The 18,249-nt window shown below is 51.3% G+C and carries 15 protein-coding genes; 4 read left to right on the forward strand and 11 right to left on the reverse strand.

The features are described 5' to 3' along the window. Positions 1 to 15 precede the first annotated feature (15 nt). From KNV97_RS00620 to KNV97_RS00630, 3 genes are all read right to left on the reverse strand, one after another. Entirely contained in the window at positions 16 to 1,305 is a 1,290-nt protein-coding gene (locus tag KNV97_RS00620; RefSeq protein WP_218561845.1) for a TRAP transporter large permease, read from the reverse strand. A gap of 2 nt (positions 1,306 to 1,307) precedes the next feature. After that, positions 1,308 to 1,814 (reverse strand): TRAP transporter small permease, encoded by a 507-nt coding sequence (locus KNV97_RS00625; protein ID WP_168797039.1) that lies wholly within the window; start codon positions 1,812 to 1,814, stop codon positions 1,308 to 1,310. 90 nt (positions 1,815 to 1,904) lie between these two features. Continuing rightward, the gene (locus KNV97_RS00630; protein WP_218561846.1) at positions 1,905 to 2,909 is read right to left on the reverse strand and encodes a TRAP transporter substrate-binding protein; all 1,005 of its coding nucleotides are present in this window, start codon (positions 2,907 to 2,909) and stop codon (positions 1,905 to 1,907) included. A gap of 466 nt (positions 2,910 to 3,375) precedes the next feature. On the opposite strand from KNV97_RS00630, the gene KNV97_RS00635 reads away from it, so the two are divergent. After that, positions 3,376 to 3,759 carry a hypothetical protein gene (locus tag KNV97_RS00635; protein ID WP_136486801.1) on the forward strand — a complete coding sequence of 128 codons (384 nt, stop codon included), beginning with the start codon at positions 3,376 to 3,378 and terminating at the stop codon, positions 3,757 to 3,759. 13 nt (positions 3,760 to 3,772) lie between these two features. Here KNV97_RS00635 and KNV97_RS00640 read toward each other — a convergent pair whose 3' ends face one another. After that, positions 3,773 to 4,387 (reverse strand): LysE family translocator, encoded by a 615-nt coding sequence (locus KNV97_RS00640; RefSeq protein WP_218561847.1) that lies wholly within the window; start codon positions 4,385 to 4,387, stop codon positions 3,773 to 3,775. Positions 4,388 to 4,586: 199 nt separating this feature from the next. Between KNV97_RS00640 and KNV97_RS00645 the strand changes: the two genes are divergently transcribed. Beyond that, positions 4,587 to 5,144 carry a helix-turn-helix domain-containing protein gene (locus KNV97_RS00645; RefSeq protein ID WP_218561848.1) on the forward strand — a complete coding sequence of 186 codons (558 nt, stop codon included), beginning with the start codon at positions 4,587 to 4,589 and terminating at the stop codon, positions 5,142 to 5,144. A gap of 94 nt (positions 5,145 to 5,238) precedes the next feature. On the opposite strand, the gene KNV97_RS00650 is transcribed toward KNV97_RS00645, so the two are convergent. The 6 genes from KNV97_RS00650 to KNV97_RS00675 all read right to left on the reverse strand — a co-directional run bounded on the left by KNV97_RS00650 (position 5,239) and on the right by KNV97_RS00675 (position 14,310). After that, the gene (locus tag KNV97_RS00650) at positions 5,239 to 7,059 is read right to left on the reverse strand and encodes an ABC transporter permease subunit (RefSeq protein ID WP_256611669.1); all 1,821 of its coding nucleotides are present in this window, start codon (positions 7,057 to 7,059) and stop codon (positions 5,239 to 5,241) included. Between the two features lie 14 nt (positions 7,060 to 7,073). Next, positions 7,074 to 8,597, reverse strand: a complete 1,524-nt coding sequence (locus tag KNV97_RS00655) for an ABC transporter substrate-binding protein (protein ID WP_218561849.1) — start codon at positions 8,595 to 8,597, stop codon at positions 7,074 to 7,076. A 115-nt stretch (positions 8,598 to 8,712) separates the two neighbouring features. Beyond that, entirely contained in the window at positions 8,713 to 9,528 is an 816-nt protein-coding gene (locus KNV97_RS00660) for an ATP-binding cassette domain-containing protein (protein ID WP_218561850.1), read from the reverse strand. Beyond that, the gene (locus KNV97_RS00665; protein ID WP_218561851.1) at positions 9,525 to 10,382 is read right to left on the reverse strand and encodes an ATP-binding cassette domain-containing protein; all 858 of its coding nucleotides are present in this window, start codon (positions 10,380 to 10,382) and stop codon (positions 9,525 to 9,527) included. The genes KNV97_RS00660 and KNV97_RS00665 overlap by 4 nt, the downstream gene beginning before the upstream one ends. A 154-nt stretch (positions 10,383 to 10,536) precedes the next feature. Further along, a complete protein-coding gene (locus KNV97_RS00670) occupies positions 10,537 to 11,544 on the reverse strand; it encodes a helix-turn-helix transcriptional regulator (RefSeq protein WP_256611672.1) in 1,008 nt (335 codons plus the stop codon). Between the two features lie 309 nt (positions 11,545 to 11,853). After that, entirely contained in the window at positions 11,854 to 14,310 is a 2,457-nt protein-coding gene (locus tag KNV97_RS00675; protein WP_218561852.1) for a glycoside hydrolase family 3 C-terminal domain-containing protein, read from the reverse strand. A gap of 314 nt (positions 14,311 to 14,624) precedes the next feature. Here KNV97_RS00675 and yghU point away from each other — a divergent pair, with 314 nt between their 5' ends. After that, complete coding sequence (gene yghU / locus KNV97_RS00680; protein WP_136486785.1) at positions 14,625 to 15,485, forward strand: glutathione-dependent disulfide-bond oxidoreductase; 861 nt, start codon at positions 14,625 to 14,627, stop codon at positions 15,483 to 15,485. A 107-nt stretch (positions 15,486 to 15,592) separates the two neighbouring features. Here yghU and KNV97_RS00685 read toward each other — a convergent pair whose 3' ends face one another. Then, entirely contained in the window at positions 15,593 to 17,275 is a 1,683-nt protein-coding gene (locus tag KNV97_RS00685; protein WP_136486783.1) for an electron transfer flavoprotein-ubiquinone oxidoreductase, read from the reverse strand. A gap of 214 nt (positions 17,276 to 17,489) precedes the next feature. Here KNV97_RS00685 and KNV97_RS00690 point away from each other — a divergent pair, with 214 nt between their 5' ends. Continuing rightward, positions 17,490 to 18,242 (forward strand): electron transfer flavoprotein subunit beta/FixA family protein, encoded by a 753-nt coding sequence (locus KNV97_RS00690; protein ID WP_218561853.1) that lies wholly within the window; start codon positions 17,490 to 17,492, stop codon positions 18,240 to 18,242. Positions 18,243 to 18,249 lie beyond the last annotated feature (7 nt).

Here is an 18,249-nt window from a genome sequence, read left to right on the forward strand (position 1 = left end):
TTGATAGTCAGAGGGTTAACCAGCAATACCCGGCATAACCACACTTGGCAGCCACAGACTGATCGCGGGGAAGACGTTAATCAGCACCAGCACAATCAGAGCCAGCCACACCAAGGGCAGTGACCCGCGCACGGCTTCGCCATAGCTGACGTTATCCAGACTGCTGGCGACGAACAGATTCATACCAAACGGTGGTGTGAACATACCAATCGCACAGTTCACACACAGAATCACACCAAGGTGAATCAAATCGATTCCTGCCGCCTGAGCCACCGAGACAACCAGTGGTACCAGAATGATCACAATCGAGTTCGGGTCCAGGAACATCCCGGCAATCAACACGATGCAGTTGATGATAAGCAGTAACATCAGTGGATTATCGCTGAGTTGGCCCAGAGCTGCCGACAGAGAATCGGTCAGGCTGGAAGTGGTCAGATACCAGGAGAATGCCGCAGCGGCAGAGACGATGATCATCACTTGGGTGGTGACGACTGAGCTGTCGACACACACTTTCCAGATGTCTTTCAGTGTCAGATCCCGATAAACGAACAGACCGACCGCGGCGGAGTAGATAACCGCGACCGCAGCGGCCTCAGTCGGGGTAAACAAGCCGCTGTAAATACCGCCCAGAATAATGACCGGGATCGCCAGTCCCCAGATTGCTTCTCTGATTGCCGCCAGCAGCTCAGACATGTTCGGAAACGGCTGTGATTGCATACCGGCGCGGCGGGCGCGATAGTAACAGTAGGCAAGAAAAACCGAGCCGTACACGGCGCCGGCACCGATACCGGCCATAAAGAGTGCACCAATCGAAACCCCGGCCATGGCGCCGTACACAATCATAAAAATGCTCGGCGGTATAATGATGCCCAATGCACCGGTCGCCATCAGCAAACCGACACTGAACTGGCGGTCATAGCCTTCTTTTAACATTGACGGCAGGATGAGGCGTCCGACTGAAACCACGGTCGCCGGGCTGGAGCCGGAAATGGCACCAAAGAACATCGAGCCGGTGACGGTTGTCATCGCCAGGCCACCGCGAAACGGGCCAACCAGCAACAGCGCGACTTTGAGAATACGCGCCGACAGGCCGCTGGTGCTCATCAGGTTGCCGGCCAGAATAAAGAGCGGGATCGCCATGAGCGGAAAACTGTCCAGGCCGGAAAACATCCGTTGGATGATGAGCATCAGCGGAGTACTGCCGCCCAGGTGCAGCCCGATAAAGACGGCCAGGAGCAGGGCCACGAAGATAGGCAGGCCTAAAACCAGCAGCCCTGAAGTTAATGCAAAGAAACTGTAGCCCATGATCACGCTCCCACGTAGACGTTTTCGCTTTGTTGTTTCGGCTGTTTAAACAGCGCCAGCAAAGATTCACTGATGCGGATAAACATACAGACAGAACTGACCGGAATAGCCAGATAGAACCAGTACATCGGCAGCTCCATCGCCGACGATAACTGGCCGAACATCATCATGCGCGACGCCAGTTGCCAACCAAACCAGGCGAGCAAAAAGGTAGTGATCAGGCAGAGCACGCAGATCAGGATCTGAAATGGCTTTTGCAGCGCTTTGGGGAGCACTTGCTTGATGACATCAATACTGATGTGTGCGTTATTGCGAAAGGCGATGCTACTGGCCATAAACACCATCCAGATAATGGCGTAACGTACGCTCTCTTCAGCCCAACTAAATGAGGTATTGAAAACGGAGCGGGCGATAATCTGGCTAAACAGCATTCCCGATGCGTAGATGATCAAAACACCGACGATGGTGTTCTCAAAAAGGGCCAGCAGGCGGCTGAGTTTATTCCACATAAGCATTCTCCCGGGGGCAGCCCCGGGATCCTCGTTGAATAGTGATAATCGGAGGTGAAATGGTTGACGGAGACTGTAGTTGCCAGTCCGTTACATTTCAGACAGTTGGCTTAGTTTTGCCTGAGCACGATCGAGCAAACCTTGACTCAGCTTAGCGCCAAACTCCTGATAAACAGGAGACATCGCATTGCGGAATTCGCCCAGCTGTTCAGGAGTCAGTGAGATAACTTCGGTGCTGCCTGCCTGTTTAATGCCGTTCAGGTAGACTTCCTCGCGTGCAATTGAACGTTCACGCTGGTAGTGACCGGCTTCGCGTGCGGCCGCAATAAGCAGTTGTTGATTTTTGGCCGACTGGCTGTCGAACCAGATCTTGCTGAATACGAATGCGGTACCGAGGTAACCGTGATTAGTTAACATCAGATCCTTTTGCACTTCATAGAATTTCATTTGTGAAATCGAAACCAGCGGGTTCTCCTGACACTCCACCACACCCTGTTGTAGGGCGGTGTAAGTTTCACTGAATGCGATCGGCACCGGGTTTGAACCCAGGGCCTTGTACTGGGAAATCAGCAGTGGACTTTCCATTACACGAACTTTGCGATCCTGCATATCCGCAGGCTTGGTAATTGGGTCATTACAGGTCATCTGTTTAAAACCACTTTCCCAGAACATCGCCGGCTCAAAACCTGACGAGCGCAGGCCAGACAGCACTTCATCACCGATTTCACCATCAAGAAACTGGTAGGCAACTTTGCGGCTCGGGAACAGGAATGGCATGTCAATCAGCTGCAGATCTTTATCAAAGCCACTCAATTTTGCCGTTGGAATCGGAGCCGCCTGAACGGCACCAAACTGCATTTGCTGAGCGACTTCCACATCGTTACCGAGCGCGTTATTGGCGTAGATTTTGACTTCATACTGACCGTCAGAGCGGGCTTCGACCAATTGCTTAAAGCGTTCAATGCCTTCCTGCTGCGCGCTGTCTTCCGTCATATCGCTGTGTACTTTAATTAACGTTGCGGAGTAAGCATTCATACTCATAGCAGAGAATGAAAGAGCAAGGGTGCTGAACATAAATTTTAAACTGTTTTTCATCGGAATCCTCGTACCTGTCCTTGGTGGGTGTCTTGTATACAAGAGCAATATGGATGCCAGATGGTTAAATTTATAAATAACAATAACTTACATTGTTTACCCTTGTATAGCTGCACTAATAATGTGCAAATATTCTGCATTGTATACTTATTGTAGGGCAGGCATGACGGCACTCGGCTCTTACGGGATAGACAGGTACGCGTGAGACTGAGATCGGAAGCTGACAGCTACTGAGTGAGACAATAACGGTCACTCTTTGCCGGCTTTAAATCCGCTGGCGGGATTTATACGCTTTAATATAGAGAGGCGTTTCAACAAATAGCGTTTTTCAACACATATCGTTTTTCAAAAAATAGGGTTTTTCAGTAAATATGGCTTTTCAAGAAACATGACTTTTAGACCAATTGATTGCCAAGCCATATGATTATCTAAGTAATAAGACTTTCCCAAAACAGAGGAGGTATCCATGTTGCATCATCTCAATCATCGACTGACTACGGTGGCTGAAAGTCTGGCAGAGTTCACTGGCATGATAACGCCGTATCTGACTGCCGGGGTCTGTACCTGCACCACCCACCAGAATCGGGTGGAATTTGAATATCAGCATGACCTGAGTTTTGAACAGGCCGCCGAGCAGGGAGAACGGCTGCTGAGCTTGTTCTGCTTCCCGCTCAGTTCTGATTCAGCGCAGCAAGTGAATCTGCTGGTAGATATTGCGGGCCAGGAACACACGACGCGGCTGCATTTTGATCTGACCACCCCGCAGGGCAGCGATTTACTGCTGCGCTACGTATGTGAAGAATTGTTGGCTTATTTTCAGCAACAGGCCGCAGAAAACAAACAACATTAACAGCAGGAGAGCTTTATCCTGCGTAGCTTACGATGATTTCGCTGATGACCGGTAAGACGGAGATGATCAGCAGGGCGGCCATACAAAGGTTAAACCAGCGCATGTAGGTCACATTGTCGAGATAACGACGCAGTATTGACCCAAACATCAGCCATACCCCGACACAGGGAAAAGAAACAATCAGGAACGTGGTGGCAATAGTGAGATTTTGCTGCGTGAACTGGTCTCCGACTGTGGTAAACGCAGATATTGCGCCTATTGCCACCACCCACGCTTTCGCATTGATCCACTGAAACAGTACTCCCTTGATAAAACCGAACGGCTGTGCATGTCGACCGCTCTGCCCAACGGTCCCGCTGCGGGCGATAAGGCAGGCCAGATAAAGTAAATACAAAGTTCCGGCGACTTTAATCAGCAAATTCAATCCGGGAAATAGGTTGAACAACTGCGCAAACCCCAGACCAACTAGCAGCAACATCAGGGCGAAGCCGATACAGATCCCACTCAGTAGTGGAATGCTTTTGCGTACGCCGAAATTAAGTCCGGATGTCATTACCATTATATTGTTAGGCCCAGGAGTGACGGATGACGAGATGGCGAACAGCACCACAGATAAAATGTATTCCATAGATGAATGTATTTCCTTGCTGGCAGACGATAACAGTAGCGCTATACTGCAATGGATTATTTATCGTATTAAATGTTCGATAAAAAGAACGATAAAGTGATATTGGACAGCGTTGAATAGATTGTCAAATAAAACGTTTGACCAATTTAATGAACGGTTCCAAAGTGAGAGTTTACACACAACAGGATAATTATGAGTTATGAGTGCGAATCATCCGCCAATTGCCGAGATTGCTGCCAAGTTAAAGTCTGAAAGACAGAAGACTGGCTTGAGCATTGCCGAAGTTGCCCGGCGTGCAAACATAGCCAAATCAACCTTATCTCTATTGGAAAACGGATCAGGCAATCCTAGTATTGAAACGCTGTGGGCCATTTGTGTGGTGTTGGATATTCCGTTTTCACGCTTACTGCAAGAGCCTAAGCAGGTAACGAAAGTGGTTCGTTATGGGGAAGGGATGACAGTGGTGTCGCAAGGTGAAAATTATCAGGCGACATTGTTGGCTGCCTGCCCGCCAAACGTCAGCCGTGATATTTATCAGGTGGAAGCGAGACCGGGCCAACCACATATTTCAGCGGCGCACAATATTGGTGTCGTTGAGCATGTGTTGATCACCCGAGGTAAAGCCAGACTTGGGCCAATCGGCGAAGAGTATGAGTTAAAGCAAGGCGACTATATGGTGTATGCCGCTGATCAGCCGCATATATTCGAAGCTTTGGAAGAGGAAACCAGTGCGATGCTGGTCTCCGAATACCATTAAATTGTTCAAGGATCGTTGTTCGCGTTGCAGTGAAAAAAGTCCGGCTTGGCTGCTGACAAGCCGGATTGAGAGATTGGTGGTACAGCGCCGCCGATTAACGCCGCTTGTGACTAAAGACGTTGGTTGCGCTGACAGCAAACACCGACAACACGATGAGTGCCAGCGACGGCGCAAGCACCACCCAGTAACTGCGTTCAATGTACGGCATACCCTCCGCCAGAATTCGGCCCCATTCAGGGCTGGGCGGCATAGCACCGAGCCCTAGGAAACCGAGCGAAGCCAGCGCCAGTGCCAGGCCGGGAACACGCAACATGGCGTGTCGCAGCAGTGGTTTAACCACGGCAGGAAGCACGTAACACAGATTGCGTCTTACCACGCCCACTCCAATCAGCGGCAGCATCTGAATATACGGTCTGGCTTTTACTTCGGTGGTCAGCGCAGCTGCGTGTGCCGCTAGTGGCGCCCAGCTCACCAGCACCACCGCCAAGGTGGCGCCAAATAGTCCCGGGCCGTAAACGGCGGCGATCAAAAGGCCGCTGATGACCGGCGGAAGGGCATTCGCCACCTCAATCGGCCCGGCCATTAAACGCGGCCACTGGCCAATGATAAAGCCGATTACCAGACAAAATAGTGACACTGTCACGGCAAGCAGGCAGGTATAAAGGCTGCCATGGGCGACTCGAGCAAGCAGATCACGCCCCATGGCATCGGCTCCAAACGGCAGAGCCAAAGACGGAGGTTCAAGTCGCATAAAAGCGATATTGTAAGGGTCCCGTCCCAAACCGAACAATATTACCGCGGCCAGAAATGCCAGGCAGAGCAGAGGTAACCAGCGCGTACTCTGACTGACGGTGACATCCGACTCTTTAGGCATTGGCATCGCTCCCTGATGCAGGGCTCGGCCAAGCAGTAATGCTTTAAGCAGGTTGACACTGATGCCTACAACAAAAGCAAACAGCAGAATCAATAAGATACCGAGTTGTAAAGTCGGGACATCTTTGGCAATCGCAGCACCCAGCGTCGCCCGGCCCAAGCCCGGAATGGCAAAAACTTTTTCAACCGCGATGGCACCGCCGGTCAGTGAAACCATCACCAGGCCGATCATCGGTAGTACTGTTGTCAGAGCGCGTTTCATCACTGCCAGGGTGATATGAAAGCGGCTGATGCCCGCCACACTCCAGGTTGCTACCCAAGGCTCGGTAAATACCTGAGTGAGCGCATCTGACAACAAGCGTCCAAGGTATCCGCCAGCCGGAATGGCCAGTGATAAAGCCGGAAGAATCGTATAGCTAAAGCCTTGCCAGCCGAAGGGCGGCAACCAACGCAGCCATACTGCGCCAATCAGTAATAAGATTGATGCGAGTAAAAACTCCGGTAACGCGGTCATGGCGACGGCCAGAGTGCCGCTGCTGCGATAGGCGTTGCCACGCAGCCCGTGGTAAATAGTCGGGAGCGTGAGACAGATAGCGATGACAAACGCCGCGAGCAGTGCCAGCGCCATCAGTGTCAGCGAGACGCTGGCCGCACTGAGCATTCCATCCAGAATCGGACGCCCCGATACCCAGGACACGCCGGGATCGCCACGGAATATGCCTTGCAGCCAGTGCCACATTAAGGCAAGCGGCCCTTGATCCAGCCCGAGTGATTGACGGATAGCCTGCAAAGCTTCCTCACTCGGATTCTGCTCTGCAGAGCGCGCGCGCAGCAAAGCCAGCGCCGGATCCTGACCGGATAACCAGGGCAACAGGGCGACCAGTACCACCACACCACACAGAGTGGCGATGCGTGAACCGATAGTGACCATCCTTGAACCGGCAGGGGACAGGCGAGAGCACCAATCAATCAGATTGCTCAAGCCTGGCCGTCGAAAGCGAAGCCCGTTATCCGGGCGGCGCTGAACAACACTTTCAGTCATAAATGAGCGCTACCTTATTGCATGGTCTGTTGGTCAGACACCAGGTAGGTCTGATTGCTGACCAGCGTGCGTTCACGCGGGTCACGCACTGCCGCTCTTACTCGCTCTGATTCACCCTGGATAACGCGCTCGTGCAGCATAGGGATGGCGGCATCACTGGCGAGGATCAGACGCTCAGCCTCCATGATAGCCTGCTGACGTTCTGGTCCGGCCGGTAATGAAGCCGCGTGCTGCAGTGCATTATCGATGTCCGTCTGGCAAAGCTGAGCGATATTAAATGAGCCGGCGCAGCTGAAATCACTGTACATATAAGCAACCGGGTCGCCGGAGTCGAGTACGGTGGCACGGGAGAGAATAAAGGCATCAAATTGACCAGCCAGTGCATCAGACTCGATCTGCGAGTATTCGCGCACCACCTGATCTACCGTAAAGCCTGCATCTGTAAGTTGCTGAGCCAGGTACACGGCGACCTCAGGCAGTTCGGTGCGATCAGTAAACGTAGCCAGGGTGATATGCGCGCCTTCCGGCAGGGCTGCTGGCGTCGGGTTGGCGACTGGCTGACGCAGTTTCGCGGCCCAGGGCAACGCTGGCCCCAGCAAACCTTGGGCAATATCGGCCCGCTTTTCATAAACATTATCCACGATTTGAGCCCGGTTGATGGCATCGCGCGCAGCGGCACGCATCGCCGGATCCTGCATTACCCCGTGACGAGTATTGAGATATAAAGTGTTGGTACGGGGCATTGGCACTTCGTGAATCAAAGACTGATCCAGTAACGGCGCCTGAGAAACAGGAATGGCTTCGACGATATCAGCGGAATGAGTACGTAACGCTGAAGATCGGGCAAGACCATCGGGAACAAAGCTGACATCAATACCTTCGGCCTGTGCGGGTTCGCCCCAGTAATCAGGGTTACGGTCTAATGTTGCTGAACTGGTGCCGTTGACGCCGGTCAATATAAATGGCCCGGTTCCAGCCAGCACCGGATTGATGACGCCATTTTCGCCATACGCACTGAGTGCGAGAATTGAAAGTTGCGGGCTGGTCAGACGTTGCGCCAGCAGAGGATCCGGTATTTCGCTGGTGATGATCACAGCGTGCTCGCCATCAGCACGGATTTGCAGTGTTACGCCATCCAGAATACGTGGTTTCGGCATTGCACTGGTTGCGGTGCTTAACGCGTTGACCACGGCTTTGGCCGTTAGTGGTGTGTGATCATGAAACGTCACGTCAGAGCGCAGCTGGAAACGCCAGGTTGTCGGACTCAGTTGTTCCCAATGGGTGGCGAGGGCAGGCGCAAGATTACCCTCTTGATCAAGAATGACCAGCGTTTCCGCTGTGCTCCAGCGAGACAATTTAAATGCATCGTCGCTGAGTGGAGTCAGGCCGGAACGCGGCGGCAGCAGCATGGCTAACTTAATGCGAGAGGATTGGGCCGAGTTTTCGCTGTTGATTGGTTGCTGTTGTTCAGAATCAAAGCAGCCCGAGAGCAGAGAAACGGACATAGCCAGCCCGAGCCAGGATTTGAGCGGTTTCATGAAGCAAAATATCCTTACTTATTAATTGGCAGACAATCGTGTTGACGCCGGTTGTGTGCAAAACGTGTTTTTACAAAAAAGTGTGTTTATAAAATCGTATCGGAACTCAATACAGTCAGAATGCGTGCACCTGCGAAGCCAGATGAGTTAAATTAATTTGCGGCACGGCATCAAGCAGCCTTTGCGTGTGCTGTGTCTCCGGACTCGCCAGCAGGTCTGCTGTCATCCGGTCTTCGACAATTTGCCCCTGGTGCATCACTATCATGCGTTCACACAGACCGGATGCCATCGAAATATCGTGAGTCACAACCAGCAAACCCATGCCATTTTGCTCGCACACGCTGCGCAGCAGGGCTTTCATCTGTTTACGTAAAGGCAAGTCCAGGCCACTGGTTGGTTCATCAGCCAGCAGGAATTTAGGTTTAACGATCAGGGCTCTGGCTAACGCGATGCGCTGGGCCTGACCACCGGATAATTCAGCCGCTTTGCGCTGCAGGATTTCCGGGGGTAACTCTACTTGGCGCACTGCCTGCTCCAGCATTGCCTGATCGGCGTTGCCCAGACCCAGTCTCTTGACCGGTTCAGCCAGCAAGCGGGCAACGCTTTGCTGCGGTGGCAGGGAAGTGTGTGGATCCTGCGGAATGTATTGCACCAGTCGACGGTAGGCTTTCATCGCTTTCCAGGACCTGTGGCGCAATGATTCACTTTCGCACTGGACATCACCACATTGCGGTAAAGCCAGTCCCAGAATGAGTTTCAGCAGGGTTGATTTACCGCTGCCGGATTCACCGACCAGTGCAATGCGTTCGTATTGGCCAAGTGTTAAATTGAGGTCGCGAATGATGTGACGCACCACTTCCGACTGGCGGACGGTATAGCTCAGCTCGTTCAGACGCAGAAAAGGGGCGGAGGCAATAACGGAGACGCTCATGCGCTTTTGACCTCTGATGCAAATTGATCATTCCAGTCAATGACTTGATTGGCCGCACGTACAAGGCTTCGGGTGTATTCGTGCTCAGGTTGGGTTAACAACTGATGCATGGTTCCGGCTTCGACAATACGTCCGTTGTGCATCACGATCCCCCGTTCACATAACTGGGCCGCTACGTTGATATCGTGGGTAATGAACAACAGCGATAAACGGCGGCTGTGCAGTTGCTCCGGATGCTGGCAGGCATCTTGACCACAACACTGTTGCAGCAGCTCGATGACTTGTTTTTGATTGATGACATCCAGCGCGGTAGTCGGTTCATCAGCAACCAGCAGGTTGGAACCACTCAACAGAGCGAAGGCAATGCACAGACGCTGACGCTGGCCACCGGAAAGCTCTGAGGGTAAGCGATTGAGCAGGGCTTTCCCCTCAACAGTTGATTGCTCACTGTCATCGGCAGGGATGAGCTGCATCTGCTTGAGTAAGGGCAGTAAAGCTTGCTGTGAATGAATATTGGTACTGAGCGCCAGTTGTTTACCGACGCTCATCAGCGGGTTCAGTGCGCTAAACGTATCCTGGAATACGGTTGCCACACGTGCAGTGGACGGACGGCCAAGAACAGGCAGGGTCGTCACTGATTCACCATTAAAATGGATATTCCCTTCAACCTTGCAGTACGGGGCTAGAGTTCCGCTGATAGCCTTAGCCGTCAGTGACTTCCCCGAACCTGATGCGCCAAGCAGGCAAACACGTTCGCCTTCAAAAAGTTGTAGATTGATGTCACTGACCAGCTCGGACCCATCAATCGTAATTGATAAGTCTTTGATATCCAGTATACATTTTCTTTTATTCAAGCTTCTCAGCATAGTTGGGCCGTCTCATTATCCCTTGGTTATGTAATAACATAACAAAAGACGGCGAAATGAGAAAGCTTTCTGTTGTTTTTTCAGCTTATGAATCGTGGTGAAAAGGTGCTGTCCCCCCTAAAAATCAGAGTGCAGCCTCGCTCTAGGGCAGTTGAGTGTGTTTTCTGAACTGAATCGGCGACATGTTAGTTTGAGTCCGGAAAAAACGAGAAAACACCGACTGAGAGGAAAAACGGGTCAATTCGCTGATCTCACTCATACTTTTGTTGGTTTCAGTCAGCAAAACAACCGCTTTATTGAGACGAACCTTGTTATAAAGATCGGTGAAACATTGATTCTCATTACTCAGTTTATTATTTAATGTCCAACGACTGATACGCAGGTATTCACAGACTTTGTTTAACGTGCTGTGACCACATGTCAGGTTATGTTGGGTCATCAAAGTAGCGATAATATTTTCAATGCTGGCCGAGAATGAAGATGATTGAATCGTTTGATGAATATTATCCAAAGTGCGCCGCTGTAACTGATATAAACGCTGATTAAATAATGCATTGGCTTGATTAACCAGAGGGGAGCGGATAATAAAATAGTTGTGACTGGTGCCGAATAAGCATTTTGTAGCAAAACGGCGATTAATCATTTTTTCCGGGATGTTGTTATTATGAATAAAACCTATTTCTGCCTGAAAATCGACCAGGTACTGGCTGCTGATGTCATGCAGAAAAGCAAAATTAGCCACAGCACTGGAGACCATTTGATTTGGCCCTTGATCGGTATAATCTACTTTCAGGCCGTTGGGTGTGACCTCAACCTCACACAGATCGCAATTGCCGATCAAAGCACGGTATCTTACGTAAGACCTTATGGCATCGGCTAATGACGCTTCATTGCAGCATAAACTGAACAGTTCAGGAAACAGGGAGTAGGCGTTCTCGAGGCCGGACTGCGCAAAGAAGGTTTTCTGATAAGGACGACATTCATCTAACAGTGCGTAATGAGCCTGGCTGCTGATCCGGCCATGCTTTTTGTTGAGTTCATAACGATTAATATCACACTTTTCAATAATAACATCATTATCAATGCCAAGCTGGGATAGTTGGTTTAATATACCAAAAGTTAATGAGCTCGATACACTGCTATTCATCATTCACCCTTTTATGTCCATATAAATGAGTCAACATCATTAGGCATGATTATATCAGTCTTCATGGTTTTATTTGTAAAGGAATATGAATTGGTGATGTCTATTCAAAAAATAAGGTCAGGCAATATTCTTGTTACTGAGCGTTGTCTATTTGATACGAAAACTTTTAATTTTCCTCACATTAATAAGACTAAAAAGCCCGCATGCGGGCTTTTTAGAAAATGAGCAACCGTTAATGACGCCGTGCTTATTTTTAACTGACTCTTTGTACCAGTGATTTTTTGCACAGGTGGTCGCTGTTTATAGAGGCGATTACTTAGCGACCGTGATGAGTCCTGCTGTGGGCACACCTTGTGGCAGAGCCAGCGCTCCTGGCGTGGTCTCGCTCACGACAATTTCCTTGCTGACGGTAAACGTAACCGGTGCGGTTGCTGCGCCGTTCAGCTTGCCATTGATATCTGAAGACGGAGCGATGTAGACCTGATAAGCGCCTGGTTCAATAATCCACTTGTTGCGACTGGCGTCAAAGCTGGCCAAATCGCGGGCAGAAATAGTAAACGCCAGTTTCTCATTCTGACCAGGTTGCAATAGCGAAGTCTTCGCGAATGCTTTCAGTTCAATAGCCGGCTTATCTAGTTTGCCCTGCGGAGCACTCACGTAGACCTGAGCCGCTTCTTTACCCGCGACATCGCCGGAATTATGAATGGTAGCAGAGAGCTGAATCAAGCCGCCTTTTTTACCTTTACGGCCAAGGGTGTTGGCAACCACTGTCGGGTTACGGTATTCAAAGTTAGTGTAAGACATACCATAGCCGAACGGATAGGCGGTATCGACATCGAACGACGTGTAGTAGCGGTAGCCGACATAAATCCCTTCGTTGTAATGTGACTCATCAACCAATCCGTCATTATCGATATCTGTCCCCGGGAAGGTCTGTGCCGATGGGACATCACTGTAGGATTTCGGCATGGTTTGCGCGAGCTTACCGCTTGGATTGACATCACCGGCCAGAATATCCGCGATCGCGTTGCCGGTTTCCTGACCGCCCATGTAGGCCAGCAAAATGGAGTCGACTTTATCTGACCATTCAGTGCTATCGACCACCCCGTTGACATTGAGTACCACGGTCACCGGTTTGCCTTCTGCGTGGAAAGCCGCTGAGACAGCGTTGATGATCTGCAGCTCTTCGTCGGTCAGCAGGTAATCACCGCGCGTATTGGTGCGATCGCCGCCTTCACCCGCCTGGCGTCCGATGGTGATAACCGCTGCATCATCGTTTTGCGCGGCGGCGTCGACCAGGATTTGTAACTGTTCGCTGACCGGTGGTTCTTCACAATATTCATAACCGCCGAGCAGGGCATCGTTGGTCTGCTTATTTTCGGCAAAATAGGTCGTGTAGTAATCCGTCAGTTCACTATTGACCTCAAACTTCTCTTCCAGAGCCGGGGCAATGTGCGCTATGTAGGCGGCGTTGACATCACCACTACCGGTCCCGCCTTTGAGAGTGTTGATCTGTGTGGTGCCGAATGACGCGACTTTGGCACCAGAAGAGAGCGGCAGGGAAGCGTTACTGTTTTTCAGCAGTATCATACCTTCCGCTGCAGCCTGACGAGCGAGCTCGGCGTGCGCATCCAAATCAGGTTGATTCGAGTAGGAGTAGTTCAGGTAGGACGGGGTTTTCTGTACTTGGGTCAGGATTGCGACCACACTGTTGTCGATCGCTTCCATGCTCAGTGTGCCGGCCGCGTAAGAGGCTGCCAGATCGGCTTTTACGCCGCCCGGTTCGATCAAATCGTTGCCGGCACTGACCTGTTTTGCCGCCGATTCGACATCCCGGCCGACATCACCGCTAAAGTCGCTGGTCAAACCGGATACGTTACCGGCAAACCAGTCAGACATCGCCAGGCCTTTAAAGCCCCATTCGCCGCGCAGGATATCCGTCATGATGTCCTGACGCTGGTTGACATAAGTACCGTTGACCAGATTGTAAGAGCTCATGATCGCCCAGGGCTGGGCATCTTCTACCGCAATCTGGAAGCCGCGCAGGTAGATCTCACGCAGGGTACGCGGGTCTGCGATGGTGTCGTTGAAAAAGCGGTTGGTTTCTGCGTTGTTGGCGACAAAATGCTTGATTGTGGCACCGATGTGATTCGATTGCAGCCCGTTGACCATGGCGGCGGCAATCTGGCCGGAAACAATCGGATCTTCAGAATAGTATTCAAAGTTACGTCCCAGCAGCGGGTTACGCTGGATATTCATTCCCGGAGCGAGCAGAAAATCGACACCGTACTCTTTGACCTCGTTACCTTCAGCCCGACCAACCTGCTCAACCAGGCGGGTATCCCAGGTTGAAGCGAGTAGTGAGCCAATTGGCCATGCAGTCGCATAATAGGTGCTGTGATCATTATCGCGGGTCGGATTAATGCGCAGGCCGGCAGGCCCATCAGCCAGTTTAATCGCCGGGATGTCCAGTTTACGGTTTTTCACGCCGTTGATGTAACCGGCGACGCCACTGACATCTTTACTTTCATCCAGGTTAATCGCGTCCTGACCTTGGTAAGTGGTCAAATCCATGCCAGGTCCAGACAAGATGTCTAGCTTCTCACTCAGGCTGAGTTTTTTCACCATAGATTCCGCTTTCTTGCGATATTTGACACCGTTGTGCTGAATCTGGGTGTGGTCTTTCGCCGGAGCGGCCACTGCTGTGCCAGACACGGTCATGGCAACCGCGATGGTGACTAATGTAGGCAACGTTTTGAATTGAGACATGGTGTTTCCTTATTAATTATTATTCCATATGAATGAACGAGTCAGCGGAGTGGTCTCCGTGCTCTTCTGTACTCACTTCATACCTTAAGGGATCGCATCGCCGGCGTGCTTTGCATCTGGGAGAAATATTTGACATTTCGGGGAAGAGTTGTGAAATGTGATATCGGTGGCGAGTTTGCCACAGACTCTGGTTATGCTTTGTGTCACCAAGTCATAACCATTCGATCTAACTAAATGAGTCGCAGGGGTTTTTATCTGAGCCTGCCACCCCTATATCTGTGTATGCCGAACTCCAACATCAATAAGGAAACATAATGTCTAACGTATATGTACCACCAAAAGTTTGGACAATGGACAGCGAAAACGGCGGTCAGTGGGCGAGTATTAACCGACCTGACTCCGGCGCACGTCATGAAAAAGAATTACCGCTAGGGGAGCACCCGATCCAGCTGTACTCAATGGGAACTCCGAACGGACAGAAAGTGACCATCATGCTCGAAGAGCTGCTGGCACTGGGTGTCAAAGAAGCCGAATATGATGCATTTCTGATTCGCATCGGCGAAGGTGACCAGTTTGGCTCCGGATTTGTGGCGGTTAACCCGAATTCAAAGATTCCGGCGCTGGTGGATCGTTCCGGCGATGCTGCGATTAACGTTTTCGAATCGGGTAACATTCTGTTCTATCTTGCAGAAAAGTTTGGCCATCTGTTGCCAACCGATGTGGCTGCGCGCACGCAGGTGATGAACTGGTTGTTCTGGCTGCAAGGATCTGCGCCATACCTGGGCGGTGGTTTTGGCCACTTCTACGCCTATGCGCCGGAAAAATTCGAGTATCCGATTAACCGTTTCGCGATGGAAGCCAAGCGTCAACTGGATGTGCTGGACAAGCAACTGGCAAACCACACCTTTATTGCTGGTGAAGAGTACAGCATTGCCGACATTGCTATCTGGCCTTGGTACGGTAACCTGGTACTGAACAACGCTTACGATGCGGCTGAATTCCTTGATGTACAAAGCTATCAGCACGTGCAGCGTTGGGCGAAAATGATGGCGCAACGTCCTGCTGTTCAGCGCGGCCGTATTGTTAACCGACCATTTGGTGAAGAGTGGGAAGGCATTGAAGAGCGCCACAGCGCTGCTGACATTGATGCGGCACTGGCCAAAAAGCCTCAGTAAACGCCGAACAAAGTAACAAGAGAGCTGCGGCTCTCTTTTTTGATCTTAGCGTGTTTTGACCTGAGTTACATGCCACGGTAATGATGTTACATGCTGCGATAATTGTCTTACATGCTGCGGTAATTAGGGCCGCCTCCGCCTTCCGGCGGGCACCAGTCGATGTTCTGTGACGGATCTTTGATGTCGCAGGTTTTGCAGTGGATACAGTTCGCGGCATTAATCTGAAACTGAGGCTCTCCATTGACCTGAATGACCTCATACACTCCGGCCGGGCAGTAGCGTTGCGCCGGTTCGGCATATTTTGCCAGGTGCACCTGAATCGGAATGGTCGGGTCGCGCAGTTTAAGGTGGCAAGGCTGATCTTCTTCATGGCGTGTTGCGGTTAAATAGACAGAGGATGCTTTATCAAAGCTGAGTACACCATCGGGTTTTGGGTAATCGATCGGATGGCTGTGACTGATGCAAATAAGCCGTTCGTGATCAGCAAACGGGTCCTCCATCTGCCATGGGGCTGCGCGTTTGAACAGCGGCACCCAGACATTCTGCTCCAGGCTGTTGATCACGCCCCCTGCAAGGTTGCCGTAGCGGTGGATAGTGGCGCAAAAATTTTGCGATTGTTCCAGTTCGGTGTAAAGCCAGGACGATTCGAACCGGGTTTGATAATCCGGTTCAGTCGGCGATTGGCCGGATTGCAGGCAGGCCGCAAAAACGGCTTCAGCGGCCAGCATGCCGGATTTCATCGCGGTATGGCAGCCCTTTATTTTGGCGAAATTGAGTGTGCCCGCATCACAACCTATCAGCAGCCCGCCGGGAAACTGCTGTTTGGGCAGAGAATTGAGCCCGCCTTTTGCGATGGCCCGCGCACCGTAGCCGATGCGCTGCCCACCGGTCAGATACTGACTGATTGCTGGGTGATGTTTGAGGCGTTGAAACTCTTCGAACGGATTCAGATACGGGTTGTGATAGTTGAGGTCGGTGATCAGGCCAACTGCGACCTGATTGTCGCCAAGGTGATATAAAAAGCTGCCGCCGGTGGTATGGGTTTCATTGAGCGGCCAGCCCAGGCCATGCAGCACGAAACCGGGCGTGTTGTGGGGATGATCGTCTGGCAATTGCCAGATCTCTTTCAAGCCCAGCGCATAATGCTGCGGCTGACGGCCGCGGTCGAGGTCAAAATGTTCTATCAGGGCTTTGCCAAGGTGGCCGCGTGCACCTTCAGCGAAAACGGTGTATTTGGCTTTGAGTTCAATGCCGGGCTCAAAACTGCGTTTTTGATCGCCATTTTTATCCAGGCCCATATCGGATGTGGTGACGCCTGTGACTGCGCCGTTATCAGCATAGTTTATTGTTGCAGCGGCAAAGCCGGGAAAGATCTCTACGCCGAGCTCTTCCGCCTGAACCGCAAGCCAGCGACACAATTCCCCCAAACTAATCACGTAATTTTTCTGACTGTTGTGCATGGTTTTAGGAACGACAAAGCGTGGCAGGCGGATATGATTATGTTCTGTGACCAGGTAAGTAAATTCATCATGACTGACCGGAGTGGTGAGTGGTGCCTGGCGGCTGGCCCAGTCAGGAAACAGTTCATCCAACGCTGTAGTTTCAAACAGAGCGCCAGACAGTATATGGGCGCCGACTTCCGAGCCTTTTTCCACCACACAGATGCTGAGTCCGGGGCGGTTTTCAACTTGCTGCTCCTGGCTCAGTTGCGCCAGGCGGCAGGCACAGCTCAGCCCGGCGGGACCTGCACCGACAATGACCACATCAAACTCCATCGATTCTCGTTCCATGTCCCCGTCCTCGTTTCATGGCTGCGTGGCGCCTCTGCTCATGTATGGAGTAACTATAGTTCAGTTGACGTAAACGTAAACTAAACTAAGCTCAAATTAGCATCATCAAAAAAGCGGGCATAATCAACTTAACGTACGATTAAACAGTGTATTAGCCAGCTTTCCTCAGTGAAAATAAAACCCCGATGCAAAATCGAGTGCATAAGGAGGCGATGTGAAAGTCTTAGTTGCGATTAAACGTGTCGTTGACGCTTACGTAAAGGTAAGAGTGAAAAGCGACGGCTCAGGCGTTGAAACGAACAACGTAAAAATGGCAATCAATCCATTTTGCGAGATCGCCGTCGAAGAGGCGATTCGGTTGCGTGAAGCTGGCAGCGCCGATGAAGTGGTGGTGGTTTCAATCGGCGCTTTAGCGTGCCAGGAGCAATTACGAACCGCGTTGGCTTTGGGTGCCGACCGCGCGATTCATATCGAAACCGAACAGGTCCCGGAGCCCTTGTCGGTGGCCAAATTGCTGCATGCCGTAATGGAAAAAGAGCAGCCGGGCCTGGTTCTGTTGGGTAAACAATCAATCGATACCGACAATAATCAGGTGGCGCAGATGCTCGCGGCGCTGAGTGGCAGACCGCAGGGCACTTTTGCTTCAGCCGTACAGGTACAGGGCCAGGACGTGATGGTCACCCGTGAAATTGATGGCGGACTGGAAACGTTAAAGCTGAACCTGCCAGCTATCATCAGTACCGATTTGCGCCTTAATGAACCGCGTTATGCCTCCTTACCGAATATCATGAAAGCCAAGCGTAAACCTATGGAGGTTCTCAGCGCCGAATCTCTGGGTGTCACTCTGATTCAACATCAGCAAGTACTGGAAGTGATGTCGCCGCCACAACGCAGAGCAGGAATAGTTGTTTCCGGGGTCGATGAATTAGTCGACAAGCTAAGAAATGAAGCCAAAGTGATTGATTAATCGTGAT

Source organism: Vibrio ostreae (assembly GCF_019226825.1).
Classification (GTDB): domain Bacteria; phylum Pseudomonadota; class Gammaproteobacteria; order Enterobacterales; family Vibrionaceae; genus Vibrio; species Vibrio ostreae.